Origin of the sequence: Streptomyces sp. NPDC097619, assembly GCF_040302735.1 — a bacterium.
In the GTDB taxonomy this organism is placed as follows: Bacteria; Actinomycetota; Actinomycetes; order Streptomycetales; family Streptomycetaceae; genus Streptomyces.
Genome location: NZ_JBEOSD010000002.1, coordinates 1 through 18063, shown reverse-complemented (window position 1 = coordinate 18063; position 18063 = coordinate 1). Strand labels below are relative to the sequence as shown.

Genomic DNA, 18063 nt, shown 5'->3' with positions numbered 1-18063 from the left:
CCGGGCCCCTGCCGTTCGCACCTCCCGGAGCCCCCATGAGCACCGCATCCGTCCACGCCCGGCCCGGTACCGTCCTCGCCGACCTGATCCCCGCCACGGGCCGCACCCGTGACGTGGCCCTGGTGGCCGGCGGCGCCGCCCTGATGGGGGTCGCCGCCCAGATCTCCGTGCAGGTGCCCGGTCTCGTCGTGCCCGTCACCGGCCAGACCTTCGCCGCCCTGCTGATCGGCACCTCCCTCGGCGCGGGCCGCGGCTTCCTCTCCCTGGCCCTGTACGCGCTGGTCGGCACGGCGGGCGTGCCGTGGTTCGCGGGCGGCACCGCCGGAGCGGGCGGCGCCACCTTCGGTTACGTGCTCGGCATGCTGCTGGCCTCCACCGTCGTCGGCGCCCTGGCCCGTCGCGGGGCCGACCGCTCGGTGCCGCGCACCGCCGCCGTGATGGCCCTGGGCTCCCTGGTGGTCTACGCCGTCGGCGTGCCCTACCTGGCCCTGGCCACCGGGATGTCCCTGTCCGCCGCGATCGCCGCGGGCATGGTGCCCTTCCTGATCGGCGACGCCCTCAAGGCCGCCCTCGCCATGGGCCTGCTGCCCGCCGTCTGGCGCCTGGTCGGCCGTCGCGGCTGAACCGCCGGCCGCACCGCCGCCCCCGCGGTGCCACCGTCGCGCCGGGCGGATCCCCGCCCCGCCCCGGACGGACCGAAGCCCCCGGACCTCGCACAGGTCCGGGGGCTTCGGCGTTCGGCGGGAGCGGATCCGCGTCAGGGGGTCAGCTCGGTCTTGCGGGCCCGATCGCGGACCACGCCGATCGCCACCACGACCGCGGCGACGAGCACCGAGAGGGAGACCACCTGGCGGTTGCCGTCGTCGAAGAACATGTAGCCGATCACGAACATGATCATCGCGGCGGTGGCCCAGGTCAGCCACGGGAACAGCCACATCTTCACGGTCAGCTTCTCCGGGGCCTCGCGGACCAGGATCCCGCGCATCCGCAGCTGGGTGAAGCAGATCACCAGCCACACGAAGAGCGCGATGGCACCCGAGGAGTTCAGGAGGAAGTCGAAGACCGTGTCCTTGAACGCGTAGTTGAAGTAGACGGCCACGAAGCCGAAGACCGTGGAGCCCAGGATGGCCGCGGTCGGCACGCCCTTGGCGTTGACCTTCGCGAAGGCCTTGGGGGCGTCCCCGCGCTCACCGAGGGAGAAGGCCATCCGGGAGGCCGTGTACAGGCCCGAGTTCAGGCAGGACAGCACGGCGGTCAGGACGATGACCTCCATGATGGTGCCCGCGTGCGCGATGCCGATCGAGTCCAGGGCCGCCACGTAGGAGCCCTTCTCGGTGATCGAGGGGTCGTTCCACGGCAGCAGGGTCAGCACCACGAAGATCGAACCGAGGTAGAAGACGCCGATCCGCCAGATGACGGAGTTGGTGGCCTTGGTGACCGCGCGCCGCGGGTCCTCCGACTCGCCGGCGGCCAGCGTGACGATCTCGCTGCCCATGAAGGAGAAGACGACCATCAGCACACCGGTCAGGACCGCGCCCACGCCGTTCGGGAAGAAGCCGCCCGTGTCGGTGAGGTGCGCCAGCCCGGCACCCGGGTTGTCCGAGCCCGGCAGCACGCCGAACACGGCGAGCATGCCGACGATCACGAAGGCGCCGATCGCGACGACCTTGATGCCGGCGAACCAGAACTCGAACTCGCCGTACGAGGCCACCGAGCCCAGGTTGGTGACGGTCAGCACCGCCATCACGATCAGGGCCCAGGCCCACTGCGGCACCGACGGGATCCAGTTCTCCAGGATCGCGGCACCCGCGGTGGCCTCCACCGCCAGCACGACCACCCAGAAGAACCAGTACAGCCAGCCGATGGAGAAACCGGCCCAGCGGCCCAGCGCGCGGTCGGCGTACGCCGAGAAGGAGCCGGAGTTCGGGCTGGCCGCGGCCATCTCGCCCAGCATCCGCATGACGAAGACCACCATCGCGCCGACCAGCGCGTAGGAGATCAGGATGGCGGGACCGGTCTTGGCGATACCGCCACCGGAGCCGACGAACAGGCCGGCGCCGATGACACCGCCGATGGCGATCATGGAAAGGTGGCGGTTCTTGAGACCGGCCTTCAGACCGTCGGAAGACTCGGGCGTACCGGGGTCACCGGAGGAGCCGCCTGCCTTCTGAAGGGTCGTCGTGGAGCTCATGGACGATTCCTTAGGTTCTCGGGTTTCGAGCTCCGGAATTCAAACCCGACAACGGCCCGGGTCGGAAGACCCGACTCCGGATCGTTGCCTGGGTCCAAAGGACCGGACCAAAGTCCCGACCCCTCCCGAACTGGGCATTTTGGGTTTACTTGAGCTTTCCGCGTGACCTACGCGACACCCGGCCGCCACCCCCCGGCCACCCCCTGCACCCGCCCGGCCCGCCCCACGTGCCACACTCGGACCCATGCGCGTGTACCTCGGATCCGACCATGCCGGCTTTGAGCTGAAGAACCACCTGGTGGACTGGCTCAAGAACAACGGCCACGAGCCCGTCGACTGCGGGCCCCACATCTACGACGCCGTCGACGACTACCCGCCGTTCTGCCTGCGCGCCGCGGAGCGGACCGCCGCGGACCCCGAGGCCCTCGGCATCGTGATCGGCGGCTCCGGCAACGGCGAGCAGATCGCCGCCAACAAGGTCAAGGGCGTCCGCGCCATCCTGGCCTGGAGCGTCGAGACCGCCAAGCTCGGCCGTGAGCACAACAACGCCAACGTGATCTCCGTCGGCGGCCGCATGCACACCGAGGCCGAGGCCACCGCCTTCATCGAGGCGTTCCTGGCCACCCCGTACTCCGGCGAGGAGCGCCACACCCGCCGCATCGACATGCTCGCGGCCTACGAGCGCACCGGCGAGCTCCCCCCGATCCCGGCCCACCACCCCCAGGCCCCGTAGGCGGAGCGCCCCGCCCCCGCCCACCGGCGGGCGGCACCGCCACCCGAGCCGCCCGGACCGCGACCGCACCGGGCGGCTCCGCGCGTCCCCGGCACCCGGTACCGGCCGGACCCGCCGGGGACCGTCTCCGCGCCACCACAGGACAGGAGCAGCAGCCGTGCCCGAGGGGCATACGATCCACCGCCTCGCCCAGGACCACCGCGAACGCTTCGCGGGCCGCACCGTCCGCGTCAGCAGCCCCCAGGGACGCTTCGCCGACAGCGCCGCCCTCCTGGACGGCTGCGTCCTGGAGACCGCGGAGGCCCACGGCAAGCACCTCTTCCTCGGCTTCGGCGGCACCGGCTGGGTCCACGTCCACCTCGGACTCTTCGGCAAGTACGGCATCGGGCCCGCCCCCGCCCCGCCCGCCACCGACACCGTCCGGCTCCGCATCGCCGGCCCGGACCACTACTCCGACCTGCGCGGCCCCACCGCCTGCGAACTCCTCACCGAGGGCGAACGACAGGCCGTCGCCGACCGCCTCGGCCCCGACCCGCTGCGCCCCGAGGACGGACCCGACCGCGCCTGGGACCGCATAGCGCGCAGCCGCAGCACCATCGCCGCCCTCCTCATGGACCAGAAGGTCATCGCGGGCGTCGGCAACGTCTACCGCGCCGAGGTCCTCTTCCGACACGGCATCGACCCCTACCGCGCCGGCCGCGACCTCACCCGCCGCGAATGGGACGCCCTCTGGACCGACCTCATCGGGCTGATGCGCGAAGGCGTCCGCAACAACCGCATCGACACCGTCCGCCCCGAACACACCCCCGAGGCCATGGGACGGCCGCCCCGCGTGGACGACCACGGCGGCGAGGTCTACGTGTACCGCCGCGCCGGCATGCCCTGCCACCTCTGCGGGGACGAGATCCGCACCGCCGGGCTCGCCGCCCGCAACCTCTTCTGGTGCCCCCGCTGCCAACAGCGCTGACCGGCGCCCCGGGACGGAACCCCGCCCCGGGACGCCCGCCCGCTCAGAACCCGTGCGGCAGCCAGGGCGCCACGTCACCGGCGAAGGCCCGCGAGGCCTCCGCCAACGCGCCCCGCCGCAGCTCCCTCACCCGACCGGCCCCCGCCAACGAGGCCAGCGTGACCCCGCCCAGATAGGCCGAGCCCAGCTCCTTCACCGACAGCGCCAGGTCCGCCGGGTCCTCCGTACGCGCGCACACCGCGCCCTTCGCGTCCCCCGACAGCCGCCACCGGCCCGCGTTCCACGGACAGAACGCGTCCTCGACCTCCAGGACCACGTCCACCGGGGTGCCGTACGTCCGCGCCTCCAGCGCCGCCCCCACCTCCACCAGCCGCGCGTGCAACGAATCCCGGGACAGGGCCCGCGACCGGCGCACATCCGTCACCAGGTGCAGCAGCGGATCGTCCACCGGCCGCCGGTACGCCCGCACCGACCAGGTCAGATCGATCTCGAACAGGTACTTCCACAACGCCGCGTACGCCGCCGGGTCCAGCGCGTCCAGGTCCTGCACCTCCACCGACCCGTCCGAACCCGCCAACTGCCACGTGGGCTTCACGCGGTAGCGCGCGTACCCCGCCACCTCCCCGTCCGGGCGCTCCGCCACCACGCACTTCAACGGCGAGGCACCCTCCCGCTGCGACTCCGGATCCAGCAGCGCCTGCCGTTCCCAACCGGGCTGCCGCGCCGTCATCCCCGGGCGCCCCGGCACCAGGGCCGCGTACACCTTCTCGCAGGCCGCCAGCGCCGCCTCCGGGTCCACCAACCGCATCCGCAGCTCCGCCGCGGCCGGCGGCACCTGCAACCTCACCCGCGTGGTGTCCACGTCCACGGACAGCGCGTACGCCGCCGTCCCGTACCCGAACCGCCCGTAGATCTCCGGCTCCGAGGCCGTCAGCACCGCCACCGGCTCCCCGGCCGCCCGGACGTCGTCCAGCTGCCGCCGCATCATCGAGGTCAGCACCCCCTGACGGCGGTGCGTCGGACTCACCCCGACCATCGTGACCCCGGCCATCGGCACCAGCGCCCCGCCCGGCACCGTCATCCGGAACGAGAAGGCCCCGGCCGTCCCGACACAGGTCTCCCCGTCCCAGACCCCCAGGGACCGCTCCGGCTCCGTCAGCGACCGGTAGAGCGCGCGCTCCTCGGGGCTCTCCGGCACACCTCCGAACGCCAGCTCCAACTGGCCGTACCAGACATCCCACTCCTCGGGCCGCAATACGCGCATCTCATTCGCCATAAGTCCATGCCTAGCAGGGCATTCCCGCCCGGTCGAGCCAATTTCGATCGCCTCCGGACAACTGGTCAGGGGGTACCCCTGCACGTTCACAGGCGGGATGGATAGGGTCCCGATGCAATGGCCCGAGCACGTGTGGAACCCCTGACGGCCCGATCGCGCAAGACGGCGCACCGGGTCCGCACCGCCCTGCGCAAGTCCGCCGTGGACTACTTCCGCGGCGACGCCTCCGACTGGGTGGCCCTCGCCGGACTCCTCATGACGGTCCCCGCCATCGCCGCGGGCACCATCGTGATGCCCGTCTGGTTCGCCCCCTCCGCCCTCGTCCTCCCCGTGATCGCGGGCGGCCTGCTGCTGCGCCCCGCGAGCCTCCTGGCCCTGTACGCGGCCGCCGCCACCGCCCTCATCGTCGAGTCCGTGGTCCTCGGCCCGTACACCCAGGGCCCCGGCCGCGTCACCCCGGGCACCGTGCTCGTCGTCGCCGCCTGCGGCTTCTTCGGCCTGCTCATCGCCCAGTTCCGCAGCCGGGTCGGCGTCCCCTGGCGGCGCGGCGGCACCATGCTCTTCGACCTCCGCGAACGCATCCGCGTGCAGAGCAAGCTCCCCGCCCTGCCGCGCGGCTGGCACCGCGAGATGGCCCTGCGGCCCGCCGGCGGCCAGTCCTTCTCCGGCGACTTCGTCGTCGCCGCCCGCACCAACGGCGGCCGCACCCTCGAAGTCGTCCTCACCGACGTCTCCGGCAAGGGCATGGACGCCGGCTCCCGCGCCCTCCTCCTCTCCGGCGCCTTCGGCGGCCTCCTCGGCTCCCTCCCGCCCCACGACTTCCTGCCCGCCGCCAACGGCTACCTGCTCCGCCAGGACTGGGACGAGGGCTTCGCCACCTCCGTCCACCTCGTCCTCGACCTCCACACCGGCGACTACGAACTCCTCTCCGCCGGCCACCTCCCCGCGGTCCAGCTCTCCGCGGGCACCGGACGCTGGCAGGAGAAGTCCGGCGAGGGCCCGCTGCTCGGCGTCTACGACGGCGCCGAGTTCGAGCCGGCCCGCGGGAACCTGCGGCGCGGCGACGTCCTCATGCTCTTCACGGACGGCCTCGTCGAGACCGCCGACCGCGACATCAGCGAGGGCATCGACCGACTGACCGGGGAGGCGGACCGGTACGTGGGCTCCGGCTTCGAGGGAGCGACCTGGCACCTGATCGAAAAGGTCGCCAAGGACGTCAACGACGACCGAGCCCTCCTCCTCATCCGCCGAGCCCCCTGACGGGAGCGCCGCCCCGAGTGCGGACAGGGCCGGAATCCAGCCCGCGCGGCGTTTGAGCGCATCCGTGAGCCGCGCAGGAAAGCGGACGGGAACCAACTCCAGCCCCGCCGGCGTTCGAGGCGACGGTGGGCCGCGCCCGAGTGCGGACAGGGCCCGAACCCAGCCCGCGCGGCGGACCGCCGGATCCGGGCCACCGGGCCCGGATTGGCCCGTCCCCGCCCCGCCGGACAGCACTAGCCTCGCCCGCATGCACCCCCACCTCGCCGCGGACCTGGCCGACCTCCCCCACCTCCTGGAAGAGGTCCGTCGCCACGCCGTCGGCACCCTCACCGCCCTCCCCGACCTCCCGGTCCTCCCCGCCGCCGCCCGGACCCCGCGCCCCGCGCCCCTGCCCCTCCCGGAGGACGGCGCGGGCACGGCCGCCGCCCTGGCGGCCTTCGCGAGCCGTTGGGAGCCCCGCCTCTCCGCTTCCGCCGGCCCCCGCTACCTCGGCTTCGTCACCGGTGGCGCCACCCCCGCCGCCCTCGCGGGGGACTGGCTCACGGCCGCCCACGACCAGAACTCCAACTCCGCCCTGGACCCGGCCGGTCAGGACCTCGAAGCCGAGACCGTCGGCTGGCTCCGCGAGCTCTTCGGCCTGCCCGCCGAGCACGCCGGCACCTTCGTCAGCGGGGCCACGATGTCGAACCTCGCCGGCCTCGCCGTGGCCCGCGAGTGGCTCGGCGAACGCCTCGGGGTCTCGCCCGCCGAGGACGGCGCCGCCGCGCTGGGGCCCGTACGCGTCTTCTCCGGGGCCGCGCACTCCTCCGTGGCCAAGGCCCTGTCGGTGCTCGGCCTCGGCCGTCGCAGCCTGGTGGTCGTACCCACCCTGCCCGGCCGCGAGGCCGTCGATCCGGAAGCGCTCGACCGGGCCCTGTCCGAGCACTCCGGCCCCGCCGTGATCGTGGCCAACGCGGGCACCGTGAACACCGTCGACTTCGACGACCTGACCGCCCTCGCCGCGCTCCGCGACCGGCACGGGGCCTGGCTGCACACCGACGCCGCGTTCGGCGCCTTCGCGGCGCTCTCCCCGGGGACCGCGCACCTCACCGCGGGCCTCGGCGCGGCCGACTCGGTCTGCGTGGACCTACACAAGTGGCTGAACGTGCCCTACGACAGCGCCGTCCAGTTCACCCGCCGCCGCGACCTCCAGGCCCGGGTCTTCCGGAACGCCGCCGCCTACCTCGGCCCGCTCGGCCCCGAACCCGACCTGGTCCACCTCACCCCGGAGAACTCGCACCGGCTGCGGGCGCTGGCCGCCTGGTTCACCCTCGCCGCGTACGGCCGCGCCGGGCACCGCGAGATCGTGGAGCGGAACGTCCTCGGGGCCCGCACCCTGGGCGCCCGGCTGGCGGCGGACCCGGCCTTCCGACTCCTCGCCCCGGTCGGCCTGAACGTCGTCTGCTTCACCCTCGCCGGCGAGCCCACGGCGGAGCGGCTGACGGCCCTCCGCGAAGCCGTCTCGACGGAGGTGTTCCTCACGCCCACCCACTTCCGGGGAACCGCCGCGCTGCGGGCGGCGTTCTCCAACTGGCGGACCACGACGGCCGACGCGGAGCGCGTCGCCGAGGCCCTCCGAAAGGCAGCGCGATGACCGGCACCCCCTCCCGCGGGCTCCCCGCCCCCCACCTGAGCCTGGCCGAGGTCGAGTCCCTGGCGTGCGCGGCGCACGCCGGGCAGACCGACAAGTCGGGCCTGCCGTACGAGAACCACCTGCGGGCCGTGGCCGAAGGGGTCCGGGCCCGCGGCGGCAGCCCCGAGCAGATCGCCGCGGCCTGGCTGCACGACGCCGTGGAGGACGACGCCCTCAGCCGCGAGTGGCTGGATGCGGCCGCCCTCCCGGACTCGGTGAAGGACATGGTCCTCGCCCTCACCAAGCGGCCCGGCGAGTCCCTGGAGGAGTACACGGGCCGGATCCTGTCGGTGCCGGGCGCGCTGCTCGTGAAGGAGTCCGACCTCGCGCACAACACCGATCCGGCCCGCCTCGCCGACCTGGACGCCCCCGTCCGGGAGCGGCTCATCGCCAAGTACGCGCTGGTCCGGACCCTGCTGGGGCTCCCCGCCCGCTGACGGCCCGGGGCCCCACCGGCCGCACCCGCGGCCGCCGTTGCCCCGGAACCGTTCCATTCGGTTCCTCAGGGGACGGATAGGACCGGCCAGTTGGTGGCACGATGGTCCATGTGGGGGTGTGCGCGGCCGTACGCCCCGGGCCGGCCGGAGGCCCGGCAGGGACGACCTAGGGTGTGATCAGTAGTGGCCATTTCGCTGTCCGTGGTGGTTCTGTTGGCCGTGATCCTGGTGATCCTGATGCGCGGCGGCCACATGAAGGCCGGTCCCGCCATCGTCGCCGTGCTCTTCGGCTTCTTCCTCGCCTCCAGCTCCATCGGGCCCGAGGTCAACGAGTTCCTGCAGTCGGTGAACAAGACCATCGCGAGCATCAGCCCCTGACCGCGTTCGGACAGGCCGGGACAGGCGCGAACAGGCCCGACCGGGCCCGGAGAGCAGAAGAGCCGGCCCCCGTGGTGGGGGCCGGCTCTTCCGGCTGGAGCGGGCGACGGGAATCGAACCCGCGTAGCTAGTTTGGAAGACTAGGGCTCTACCATTGAGCTACGCCCGCACGGTGCACTGCGATTCCCTGGACTCATCCACCGGAACGCCCCTTCGGACGGACCGTCGGGAGCTCTCGGGAGCGCGGTACGGACAGCATCCTAGCGGGTCCCCGCGCGGGAACGCACACTCCTTTTGTCCAGGTGCCGTCAGACCGCCGTCCCGACGTCGTCGCGGCGCCGTCCGGCCGCCGCCCCCGCGCCGTCACCACCACCGCGATCGGCCCCGCGGCCGGCGCGGATCGCGGCCGGGCCGGAACCCGCGCGACCCACAGCGCGTGGGCATGTACCCTACGTGTCGCACCGACGGGGTGTGGCGCAGCTTGGTAGCGCGTCCGCTTTGGGAGCGGAAGGTCGTCGGTTCGAATCCGGCCACCCCGACCAGCTCAGTTCCCCCACGGGCGGACGCCTGCCGCCCGAAGATCGCGTTGTGGGCGGCCGACCGCTTGCGGTTACTATGCAAGCTGCGTGCCCGTGTGTCTGATGTGCCGGGCCCGATCCGCCGAACCGCTGAACATCCAGTGAGGTCGGCAGAACCCCAGAAGTCAGCCACAAGGAGACCGAACCGTGAAGAGCGCCGTGGAGACCCTGAACCCGACCCGGGTTCGGCTCACTGTCGAGGTGCCCTTCGAGGAGCTCAAGGACAGCCTCGACGCGGCGTACAAGAAGATCAACCAGCAGGTCACGGTCAAGGGCTTCCGCAAGGGCAAGATCCCGGCCCGGGTCATCGACCAGCGCTTCGGCCGCGGTGCGGTGCTGGAGGAGGCCGTCAACGACGCCCTCCCGAAGTTCTACACCGCCGCGGTCAACGAGAACGAGCTGAACGTCCTGGGTCAGCCCGAGGTCGACATCACGGAGCTGAAGGACGGCGAGACGCTGAACTTCACCGCCGAGGTCGACGTCCGCCCCGAGATCGAGATCCCGGACTACTCCGGCATCGAGGTCGAGGTCGACGCGGTCGAGGTCACCGACGAGGACATCGAGAAGTCCGTCGAGCAGCTGCGCGGCCGCTTCGCCTCCACCAACGAGGTCGAGCGCGCCGCGGAGGACGGCGACGTCGTCACCATCGACCTGGAGGCCAAGGTCGACGGCGAGGTGCTCGCCGACGGCGTCGCCTCCGACGTCTCCTACACCATCGGCTCCGGTGAGCTCCTCGACGGCATCGACGAGGCCGTCAAGGGCCTCGCGGCCGGCGGCGAGGCCACCTTCACCTCGCAGCTCAAGGGCGGCTCCGCCGAGGGCAAGGACGCCGAGGTCACGGTCAAGGTCTCCAAGGTCGCGGCGCGCGAGCTGCCCGCCCTGGACGACGAGTTCGCCCAGCTGGCGAGCGAGTTCGACACCCTCGACGAGCTGAAGGCCGACAGCCGCAAGCGCCTCGAGAACATGAAGCAGTTCGACCAGGCCACCCAGGCGCAGGAGCGCGTCCTGGAGAAGCTGCTGGAGCTGGTCGAGGTCCCGATCCCCGAGAAGCTCCTCGAGGACGAGATCAACACCCGCAAGCACAACCTGGAGCACCACCAGCTCGGCCAGATGGGCCTCTCGCTGGAGAAGTACCTGGAGTTCCAGGGCAAGACCGTCGAGGAGTTCGAGGCCGAGACCAGCGAGCAGGCGGTCAAGGGCATCAAGACCCAGTTCGTCCTCGACGCGCTGGTCAACAAGGAGAAGCTGAACGTCAACCAGGAGGAGCTCACCGAGCACCTCCTGCGCCGCGCGCAGTCCTCCGGCATGTCCCCCGACCAGTTCGCCCAGGCCGTCGTCGAGGGCGGCCAGGTCCCGATGCTGGTCGGCGAGGTCGCCCGCGGCAAGGCCCTCGCGGTCGTCGTCGAGGCCGCCAAGGTCGTCGACACCAAGGGTGAGGTCATCGACCTCTCCGACGACGAGGACGAGGCCGCCGAGGCCGACGCCGAGACCGTCGAGGCCGCCGCCGACGAGGCCGTCGAGGCCGAGGCCAAGTAAGGCTCGGGCACACGCCCTGGACCGGTCCCTCGGGGCCGGTCCGCGGAGGGCCCGGACACGCACGTGTCCGGGCCCTTCCGCGTCCCGGCGCGGAACGCCCCGCGGCCCCGCGGAGCTTGCGCTCCCAGCGAACAGTTCGGGAAGCGGGATGGCGTTGTCCGACCTGCGCGTTAGGGTCCATGAATACGAGGGCACTGCCCTCCGAACAAGACGCTGAGACGGCATGCGGCCGTCGGAGACGAGCAGGTGGATACGTGACGAATCTGAAGCCTTACGCCGCGGGTGAGCCGTCCATCGGTGGCGGCCTCGGCGACCATGTCTACAACCGGCTGCTCGGCGAGCGCATCGTCTTCCTCGGCCAGCAGGTCGACGACGACATCGCCAACAAGATCACCGCGCAGCTCCTCCTCCTGGCAGCGGACCCGGAGAAGGACATCTACCTGTACATCAACAGCCCCGGTGGCTCGGTGACGGCCGGCATGGCGATCTACGACACCATGCAGTACATCCCGAACGACGTCGTCACCATCGGCATGGGCATGGCCGCCTCCATGGGCCAGTTCCTGCTCACCGGCGGCACCCCGGGCAAGCGCTTCGCGCTGCCCAACACCGACATCCTGATGCACCAGGGCTCCGCCGGCATCGGCGGCACCGCGTCGGACATCAAGATCCAGGCCCAGTACCTGCTGCGCACCAAGCAGCGGATGGCCGAGATCACCGCCCACCACTCGGGCCAGACCGTCGAGGCGATCATCCGCGACGGCGACCGCGACCGCTGGTTCACGGCGGAGGAGGCCAAGGACTACGGCCTCATCGACGAGATCATCTCGGCCGCGTCCCTCGTTCCGGGCGGCGGCGGCACCGGGGCCTGAGCCCCGGCCGGTACCCGTGCACGGACCCTCACCGCAGAACGCCCCCAGGATGGTGAACACCCACATGCAGAACAACCTCTCCGCGAGCGGTCTCTACACCGGCGCGCAGGTGGACAACCGTTACGTCGTGCCCCGGTTCGTCGAGCGCACCTCGCAGGGCGTGCGCGAGTACGACCCGTACGCGAAGCTCTTCGAGGAGCGCGTGATCTTTCTCGGCGTGCAGATCGACGACGCCTCCGCCAACGACGTCATGGCCCAGCTGCTGTGCCTGGAGTCGATGGACCCGGACCGCGACATCTCCATCTACATCAACAGCCCCGGTGGCTCCTTCACCGCGCTGACGGCCATCTACGACACGATGCAGTTCGTGAAGCCGGACATCCAGACGGTCTGCATGGGCCAGGCGGCCTCCGCCGCGGCGGTCCTGCTGGCCGCGGGCACCCCCGGCAAGCGGATGGCCCTGCCGAACGCCCGCGTGCTGATCCACCAGCCCTCCGGCGGCACCGGTCGCGAGCAGCTCTCCGACCTGGAGATCGCGGCCAACGAGATCCTGCGCATGCGCGACCAGCTGGAGTCCATGCTGGCCAAGCACTCCTCGACCCCGATCGAGAAGATCCGCGAGGACATCGAGCGCGACAAGATCCTCACGGCCGAGGACGCGCTGGCCTACGGCCTGATCGACCAGATCATCTCCACCCGGAAGATGAACAACGTCTGATCCTTGCCGGCCCTTGGCGTGGCCGCACGTCCCGAAGGACGATGTGAACCACGCCAAGGGGGCCCCGTTGTGGGCCCCCGGCAAGGTACCGTCTGATATGAGGCACCAGGAGAGCGCTGAACCAGGCGTCTCCCAGGCGAAGGGGAAGCACCTCGTGGCACGCATCGGTGACGGCGGCGACCTGCTCAAGTGCTCGTTCTGCGGAAAGAGCCAGAAGCAGGTGAAGAAGCTCATCGCAGGCCCCGGTGTGTACATCTGCGACGAGTGCATCGACCTCTGCAACGAGATCATCGAAGAGGAGCTCGCGGAGACCTCGGAGGTGCGGTGGGAAGAACTCCCCAAACCCCGCGAGATCTACGAGTTCCTGGAGAGCTACGTCGTCGGGCAGGAGCCCGCGAAGAAGGCGCTCTCCGTCGCTGTGTACAACCACTACAAGCGCGTCCAGGCCGGCGAGAACGGCGGCGCGCAGGGCCGTGACGACGCGATCGAACTCGCGAAGTCCAACATCCTGCTGCTCGGCCCCACCGGCTCGGGCAAGACCCTGCTGGCGCAGACGCTGGCGCGGATGCTCAACGTCCCGTTCGCCATCGCCGACGCGACGGCGCTGACGGAGGCCGGCTATGTCGGCGAGGACGTCGAGAACATCCTCCTGAAGCTGATCCAGGCGGCCGACTACGACGTCAAGAAGGCCGAGACCGGGATCATCTACATCGACGAGATCGACAAGGTCGCCCGCAAGAGCGAGAACCCGTCGATCACGCGCGATGTGAGCGGCGAGGGCGTGCAGCAGGCCCTGCTGAAGATCCTGGAGGGGACCACCGCCTCGGTGCCCCCGCAGGGCGGCCGCAAGCACCCGCACCAGGAGTTCATCCAGATCGACACGACGAACGTCCTGTTCATCGTGGGCGGTGCCTTCGCGGGCCTGGAGAAGATCATCGAGTCGCGGGCGGGTGCCAAGGGCATCGGCTTCGGCGCCACGATCCGCTCGAAGCGGGAGATCGAGGCCAGCGACCAGTTCCAGGAGGTCATGCCGGAGGACCTGGTGAAGTTCGGGATGATCCCCGAGTTCATCGGCCGCCTCCCCGTGATCACCTCGGTGCACAACCTGGACCGCGAGGCCCTGCTCCAGATCCTCGTCGAGCCGCGCAACGCCCTGGTGAAGCAGTACCAGCGGCTGTTCGAACTCGACGGCGTGGAGCTGGACTTCGAGCGCGAGGCCCTGGAGGCCATCGCGGACCAGGCCATCCTCCGCCAGACCGGCGCGCGCGGTCTGCGCGCCATCATGGAGGAGGTCCTGATGTCGGTGATGTACGAGGTGCCGTCCCGCAAGGACGTGGCCCGCGTGGTCATCACGGCCGACGTGGTCCGCTCCAACGTCAACCCGACCCTCGTGCCCCGCATCGTCCCCAAGGACCAGGGCCCCCACGAGAAGTCGGCCTGACCCACCCGCACCCACGGAAGGGGCGCCCCCGATCGGGGGCGCCCCTTCCGGCGTTCCTGAGGCGTGGGGCGGGTTACTTCTTCACGCGGGCGGTGCCGTAGAGCTTCGCGGCCAGGTCGGCGGCCTGGTCGAGGGTGAAGCCGTTCTTCTGGGTCATGGCGGCGGCGATGTCCATGGGGAGGACCATGCCCATGGTGCTGTAGTCGGTCCAGATGCAGAGCGACATCTTGAACGACTTGGGCGCCAGGGGGTTGGAGGTGTCCTTGGAGACGACGTTGGCCTCCTGACACTTCATCAGGGCGCCGTCGAAGCCCGCGGGCTTCTTGGTGACGGCCTCGCCGACGAAATCGATGTCGCTCTTCTTGTTGTCCTCGGAGGCGCTGGTCTTCATCAGCTGGAACGAGGCGTCGAGGGTCTTGGCGGGGTCGGCGATCTCACCGTAGATCCCGTTGAAGTTGACCATCTTGGCGGCCAGCGGATTGGTCTTGGCCTCGGGGGACTGGTAGGCCTGCTCGGCCTTCTCGGGGTTCTTGATCCCGATGGCCTCGGCTTCCTTCTTGTCCTTCGAGGTGAAGGAGTTCGAGGAGCTGTTGCTGCCCTTCTGGTACTCGCCCACGGAAGCCGGGGGCACGATCTTGTAGCCCTTGGTCGAGTCCGAGACCGCCGAGGAGCCGCCCGCGCCGCCGTCCGCGAGGAGCAGCCAGGAGCCGCCAGCGACCACGGCGAGGGCGACGACCGAGGCGGCGACGATCAGGCCGGTCTTCTTCTTGCCGCCCGGGGCGGAGGGCGGCGGGGGCATCGCCGGGCCGCCGTAGGGCGGGGTCGGCGGCTGCTGGCCGTACGGGTTGGGCTGCTGCTGGCCGTAGCCCTGCTGCGGGACGCCCTGCGGGGCCTGCTGCGGGTAGCCGTACCCGTAGCCGGGCTGCTGCCCGCCGGGCTGCCCGCTGTACGGCGGGGCCGGCGGCTGCTGGCCGTAGGGGTTCGGCTGGCCCTGCGGCTGCTGGCCGTACGGGTTCGGCTGGCCCTGCGGGGGGCCGCCGTAAGGATTCTGCGGGCCGGGCTGCCCGTAGGGGTTCGGCTGCCCGGAGTCGCCGCCGTACGGGTTGGGCTGCTGGCCGCCGTAGGGCCCCGGCTGGTTGTGGCTCATCGCGCTGCGTCCCCCTGTGGAGTCTTCGGTGTCAGCGGACATCCTGACGGAAGCCTCGCGTCCAGGGAGCCGCCGGGGCCCCGGATTACCGGTTTCAGTACCGGACCGTTACGCCCCTAAACTGTGTGCCGTGACCGAGAACACGCAGACACCCAGCCGCCCCGACTCCGAACTGCCGACGACCTACGCGCCGGCCGAGGTAGAGGGGAAGCTCTACGAGCGCTGGGTAGAGCGCGGTTACTTCGAGGCCGACGCCAAGAGCGAGAAGCCCGCGTACACCATCGTCATCCCGCCGCCGAACGTCACCGGCTCGCTCCACCTGGGCCACGCCTTCGAGCACACCCTGATCGACGCCCTGACCCGCCGCAAGCGCATGCAGGGGTACGAGACCCTGTGGCAGCCCGGCATGGACCACGCGGGCATCGCCACCCAGAACGTCGTCGAGCGCGAGCTCGCCAAGGAGGGCAAGTCCCGCCACGACCTGGGCCGCGAGGCGTTCGTCGAGCGGGTTTGGCAGTGGAAGGGCGAGTCCGGCGGCCAGATCTCCGGCCAGATGCGTCGGCTCGGCGACGGCGTGGACTGGTCCCGCGAGCGCTTCACCATGGACGAGGGCCTGTCCGAGGCCGTCCAGACCATTTTCAAGCGGCTCTACGACGACGAGCTGATCTACCGCGCCGAGCGCATCATCAACTGGTGTCCGCGCTGCCTGACCGCGATCTCCGACATCGAGGTCGAGTACCAGGACGACGACGGCGAGCTCGTCTCCATCCGCTACGGCGAGGGCGAGGACTCGCTCGTCGTGGCGACGACCCGCGCCGAGACGATGCTCGGCGACACCGCCGTGGCCGTCCACCCCGAGGACGAGCGGTACAAGCACCTGGTCGGCCGCGAGATCAAGCTGCCGCTGACCGACCGCAGCATCCCGGTCGTCGCGGACACCCACGTCGACCCGGAGTTCGGCACCGGCGCCGTCAAGGTGACCCCGGCGCACGACCCCAACGACTTCGAGATCGGCCAGCGCCACGGCCTGCCGAACCTCGCGGTCATGGACGAGCGCGCCATCATCACCGCGCCCGGCCCCTTCCAGGGCCTGGACCGCCTGGAGGCCCGTTCCGCGATCGTCGCCGCACTGCGCGCCGAGGGCCGGATCGTCGCGGAGAAGCGCCCGTACGTCCACTCCGTGGGCCACTGCTCCCGCTGCAAGACCACGATCGAGCCGCGGCTGTCCATGCAGTGGTGGGTCAAGGTCGGCCCGCTCGCGAAGGCCGCCGGTGACGCGGTCCGCGAGGGCAAGGTCAAGATCCACCCGCAGGAGATGGAGAAGCGGTACTTCGACTGGGTCGACAACCTCCACGACTGGTGCATCTCGCGCCAGCTGTGGTGGGGCCACCGCATCCCGGTCTGGTACGGCCCGAACGGCGAGATCGTCTGCGTCGGACCGGACGAGCAGCCGCCGTCCGGCGAGGGCTGGCACCAGGACACCGACGTCCTCGACACCTGGTTCTCCTCCGGCCTGTGGCCCTTCTCCACGCTGGGCTGGCCGCAGCGGACCGAGAGCCTCGCGAAGTTCTACCCGAACTCCGTGCTGGTCACCGGCTACGACATCCTCTTCTTCTGGGTCGCCCGGATGATGATGTTCGGCCTGTACGCGATGGACGGCGTCCCGCCGTTCCACACCATCGCCCTGCACGGCATGGTCCGCGACCAGTTCGGCAAGAAGATGTCGAAGTCCTTCGGCAACGCGGTGAACCCGCTGGACTGGATGGACACCTACGGCTCCGACGCGGTCCGCTTCACGCTGGCCCGCGGCGCCAACCCGGGCGTCGACGTCCCGATCGGCGAGGACTGGGTCCAGGCCAGCCGGAACTTCGCCAACAAGATCTGGAACGCCACCCGCTTCGCGCTGATGAACGGCGCGACCATCGAGGGCGAGCTGCCCCCGGCGGAGCAGCTGTCGGCGACGGACCGCTGGATCCTGTCGAAGCTGAACAAGACGGTGGCCGAGGTCGACGCCTTCTACGAGGACTACCAGTTCTCGAAGCTGTCGGACGCCCTCTACCACTTCGCCTGGGACGAGGTCTTCAGCTGGTACGTCGAGCTGTCGAAGACCACGTTCTTCGCGGGCGGCGAGCAGGCGCGGGTCTCCGGTCGGGTCCTCGGTGAGGTCCTCGACGTGATGCTGCGGCTGCTGCACCCGGTGGTCCCCTTCGTCACGGAGACCCTGTGGACCACGCTGACCGGGCGCGAGTCGCTGGTCATCGCGGACTGGCCGAAGGACAGCGGCTTCCGTGACGAGGCCGCCGAGGCCGAGATCGAGACCGTGAAGGCCGTGGTCACCGAGGTCCGCCGGTTCCGCAAGGAGCAGGGCCTCCAGGACGGCCAGAAGGTCCCGGCCCGCCTGGAGCTGGGCGGCACCGAGCTGGCGGCCCACGAGGCCGCGATCCGGCAGCTGCTCCGCCTCCAGCCGGAGGGCGAGGCGTTCAGCGCCACCGCCACCCTGCCGGTCGCGGGTGCCGTGGTGGCCCTGGACCTCTCCGGCACCATCGACGTCGAGGCCGAGCGCAAGCGCCTGGCCAAGGACCTCGGTGCGGCCGAGAAGGAGAAGCAGCAGGCCGAGGCGAAGCTCGGGAACGAGGCCTTCCTGGCCAAGGCCCCCGACAACGTCGTGGACAAGATCAAGGGCCGGCTTGCCAAGGCCGAGGCGGACATCGCCCGGATCCAGGCGCAGCTGGACTCCCTTCCCGCCGCCTGATCCCCGGCCCGCACGGGAACGGCCCCCGCACCGATCGGTGCGGGGGGCGGTCCCGGGCCGGCGGGGACCCGGGGTCGCCGGGGTGGTCCGCGGTCGGGGGGCGGC

15 protein-coding genes and 2 tRNA genes are annotated in these 18063 nt (G+C 71.1%); 13 read left to right on the top strand and 4 right to left on the bottom strand.

Going from position 1 to position 18063, the window contains the following annotated elements:
- The first annotated feature begins 35 nt into the window (after positions 1-35).
- Positions 36-623: a biotin transporter BioY gene (locus ABTZ17_RS00740; RefSeq protein WP_352193329.1), complete on the top strand. Its 588-nt coding sequence runs from the start codon at positions 36-38 to the stop codon at positions 621-623.
- 134 nt (positions 624-757) lie between these two features.
- Here the strand turns inward: ABTZ17_RS00740 and ABTZ17_RS00735 are convergent, their stop codons facing one another.
- Entirely contained in the window at positions 758-2191 is a 1434-nt protein-coding gene (locus ABTZ17_RS00735; protein WP_352193328.1) for an amino acid permease, read from the bottom strand.
- Positions 2192-2435: 244 nt separating this feature from the next.
- Between ABTZ17_RS00735 and ABTZ17_RS00730 the strand changes: the two genes are divergently transcribed.
- Together ABTZ17_RS00730 and ABTZ17_RS00725 are read left to right on the top strand one after the other, a co-directional pair.
- Positions 2436-2924, top strand: coding sequence for a ribose-5-phosphate isomerase (locus ABTZ17_RS00730; RefSeq protein ID WP_352193327.1), 489 nt, complete (start codon positions 2436-2438; stop codon positions 2922-2924).
- Positions 2925-3081: 157 nt separating this feature from the next.
- Positions 3082-3891 carry an Fpg/Nei family DNA glycosylase gene (locus ABTZ17_RS00725; RefSeq protein ID WP_352193326.1) on the top strand — a complete coding sequence of 270 codons (810 nt, stop codon included), beginning with the start codon at positions 3082-3084 and terminating at the stop codon, positions 3889-3891.
- A gap of 43 nt (positions 3892-3934) precedes the next feature.
- Here ABTZ17_RS00725 and ABTZ17_RS00720 read toward each other — a convergent pair whose 3' ends face one another.
- Positions 3935-5167, bottom strand: coding sequence for a GNAT family N-acetyltransferase (locus ABTZ17_RS00720; protein WP_352193325.1), 1233 nt, complete (start codon positions 5165-5167; stop codon positions 3935-3937).
- Between the two features lie 117 nt (positions 5168-5284).
- On the opposite strand from ABTZ17_RS00720, the gene ABTZ17_RS00715 reads away from it, so the two are divergent.
- From ABTZ17_RS00715 to ABTZ17_RS00700, 4 genes are all read left to right on the top strand, one after another.
- On the top strand, positions 5285-6427 hold the full coding sequence (locus ABTZ17_RS00715; RefSeq protein ID WP_352193324.1) for a SpoIIE family protein phosphatase: 1143 nt from the start codon (positions 5285-5287) through the stop codon (positions 6425-6427).
- A gap of 247 nt (positions 6428-6674) precedes the next feature.
- The gene (locus ABTZ17_RS00710) at positions 6675-8060 is read left to right on the top strand and encodes a pyridoxal phosphate-dependent decarboxylase family protein (RefSeq protein WP_352193323.1); all 1386 of its coding nucleotides are present in this window, start codon (positions 6675-6677) and stop codon (positions 8058-8060) included.
- On the top strand, positions 8057-8536 hold the full coding sequence (locus tag ABTZ17_RS00705) for an HD domain-containing protein (protein WP_352193322.1): 480 nt from the start codon (positions 8057-8059) through the stop codon (positions 8534-8536). Before ABTZ17_RS00710 ends, ABTZ17_RS00705 begins: the two co-directional genes overlap by 4 nt.
- Positions 8537-8719: 183 nt before the next feature.
- Positions 8720-8914 carry a hypothetical protein gene (locus tag ABTZ17_RS00700; RefSeq protein ID WP_352193321.1) on the top strand — a complete coding sequence of 65 codons (195 nt, stop codon included), beginning with the start codon at positions 8720-8722 and terminating at the stop codon, positions 8912-8914.
- 95 nt (positions 8915-9009) lie between these two features.
- On the opposite strand, the gene ABTZ17_RS00695 is transcribed toward ABTZ17_RS00700, so the two are convergent.
- A tRNA-Gly gene (locus ABTZ17_RS00695) sits at positions 9010-9083 on the bottom strand.
- 296 nt (positions 9084-9379) lie between these two features.
- Between ABTZ17_RS00695 and ABTZ17_RS00690 the strand changes: the two genes are divergently transcribed.
- The 5 genes from ABTZ17_RS00690 (at position 9380) to clpX (ending at position 14059) form a co-directional block, all read left to right on the top strand.
- A tRNA-Pro gene (locus ABTZ17_RS00690) sits at positions 9380-9456 on the top strand.
- 183 nt (positions 9457-9639) lie between these two features.
- Positions 9640-11028: a trigger factor gene (gene tig, locus ABTZ17_RS00685; protein WP_352193320.1), complete on the top strand. Its 1389-nt coding sequence runs from the start codon at positions 9640-9642 to the stop codon at positions 11026-11028.
- 254 nt (positions 11029-11282) lie between these two features.
- Entirely contained in the window at positions 11283-11900 is a 618-nt protein-coding gene (locus ABTZ17_RS00680) for an ATP-dependent Clp protease proteolytic subunit (RefSeq protein WP_352193319.1), read from the top strand.
- 49 nt (positions 11901-11949) lie between these two features.
- Entirely contained in the window at positions 11950-12618 is a 669-nt protein-coding gene (locus ABTZ17_RS00675; protein WP_308072306.1) for an ATP-dependent Clp protease proteolytic subunit, read from the top strand.
- A 154-nt stretch (positions 12619-12772) separates the two neighbouring features.
- A complete protein-coding gene (clpX, locus tag ABTZ17_RS00670) occupies positions 12773-14059 on the top strand; it encodes an ATP-dependent Clp protease ATP-binding subunit ClpX (protein WP_007264060.1) in 1287 nt (428 codons plus the stop codon).
- Positions 14060-14132: 73 nt separating this feature from the next.
- Here clpX and ABTZ17_RS00665 read toward each other — a convergent pair whose 3' ends face one another.
- Positions 14133-15206, bottom strand: coding sequence for a hypothetical protein (locus ABTZ17_RS00665; protein ID WP_352193318.1), 1074 nt, complete (start codon positions 15204-15206; stop codon positions 14133-14135).
- Between the two features lie 130 nt (positions 15207-15336).
- Here ABTZ17_RS00665 and ABTZ17_RS00660 point away from each other — a divergent pair, with 130 nt between their 5' ends.
- Positions 15337-17958 carry a valine--tRNA ligase gene (locus ABTZ17_RS00660; protein ID WP_352193317.1) on the top strand — a complete coding sequence of 874 codons (2622 nt, stop codon included), beginning with the start codon at positions 15337-15339 and terminating at the stop codon, positions 17956-17958.
- Positions 17959-18063 lie beyond the last annotated feature (105 nt).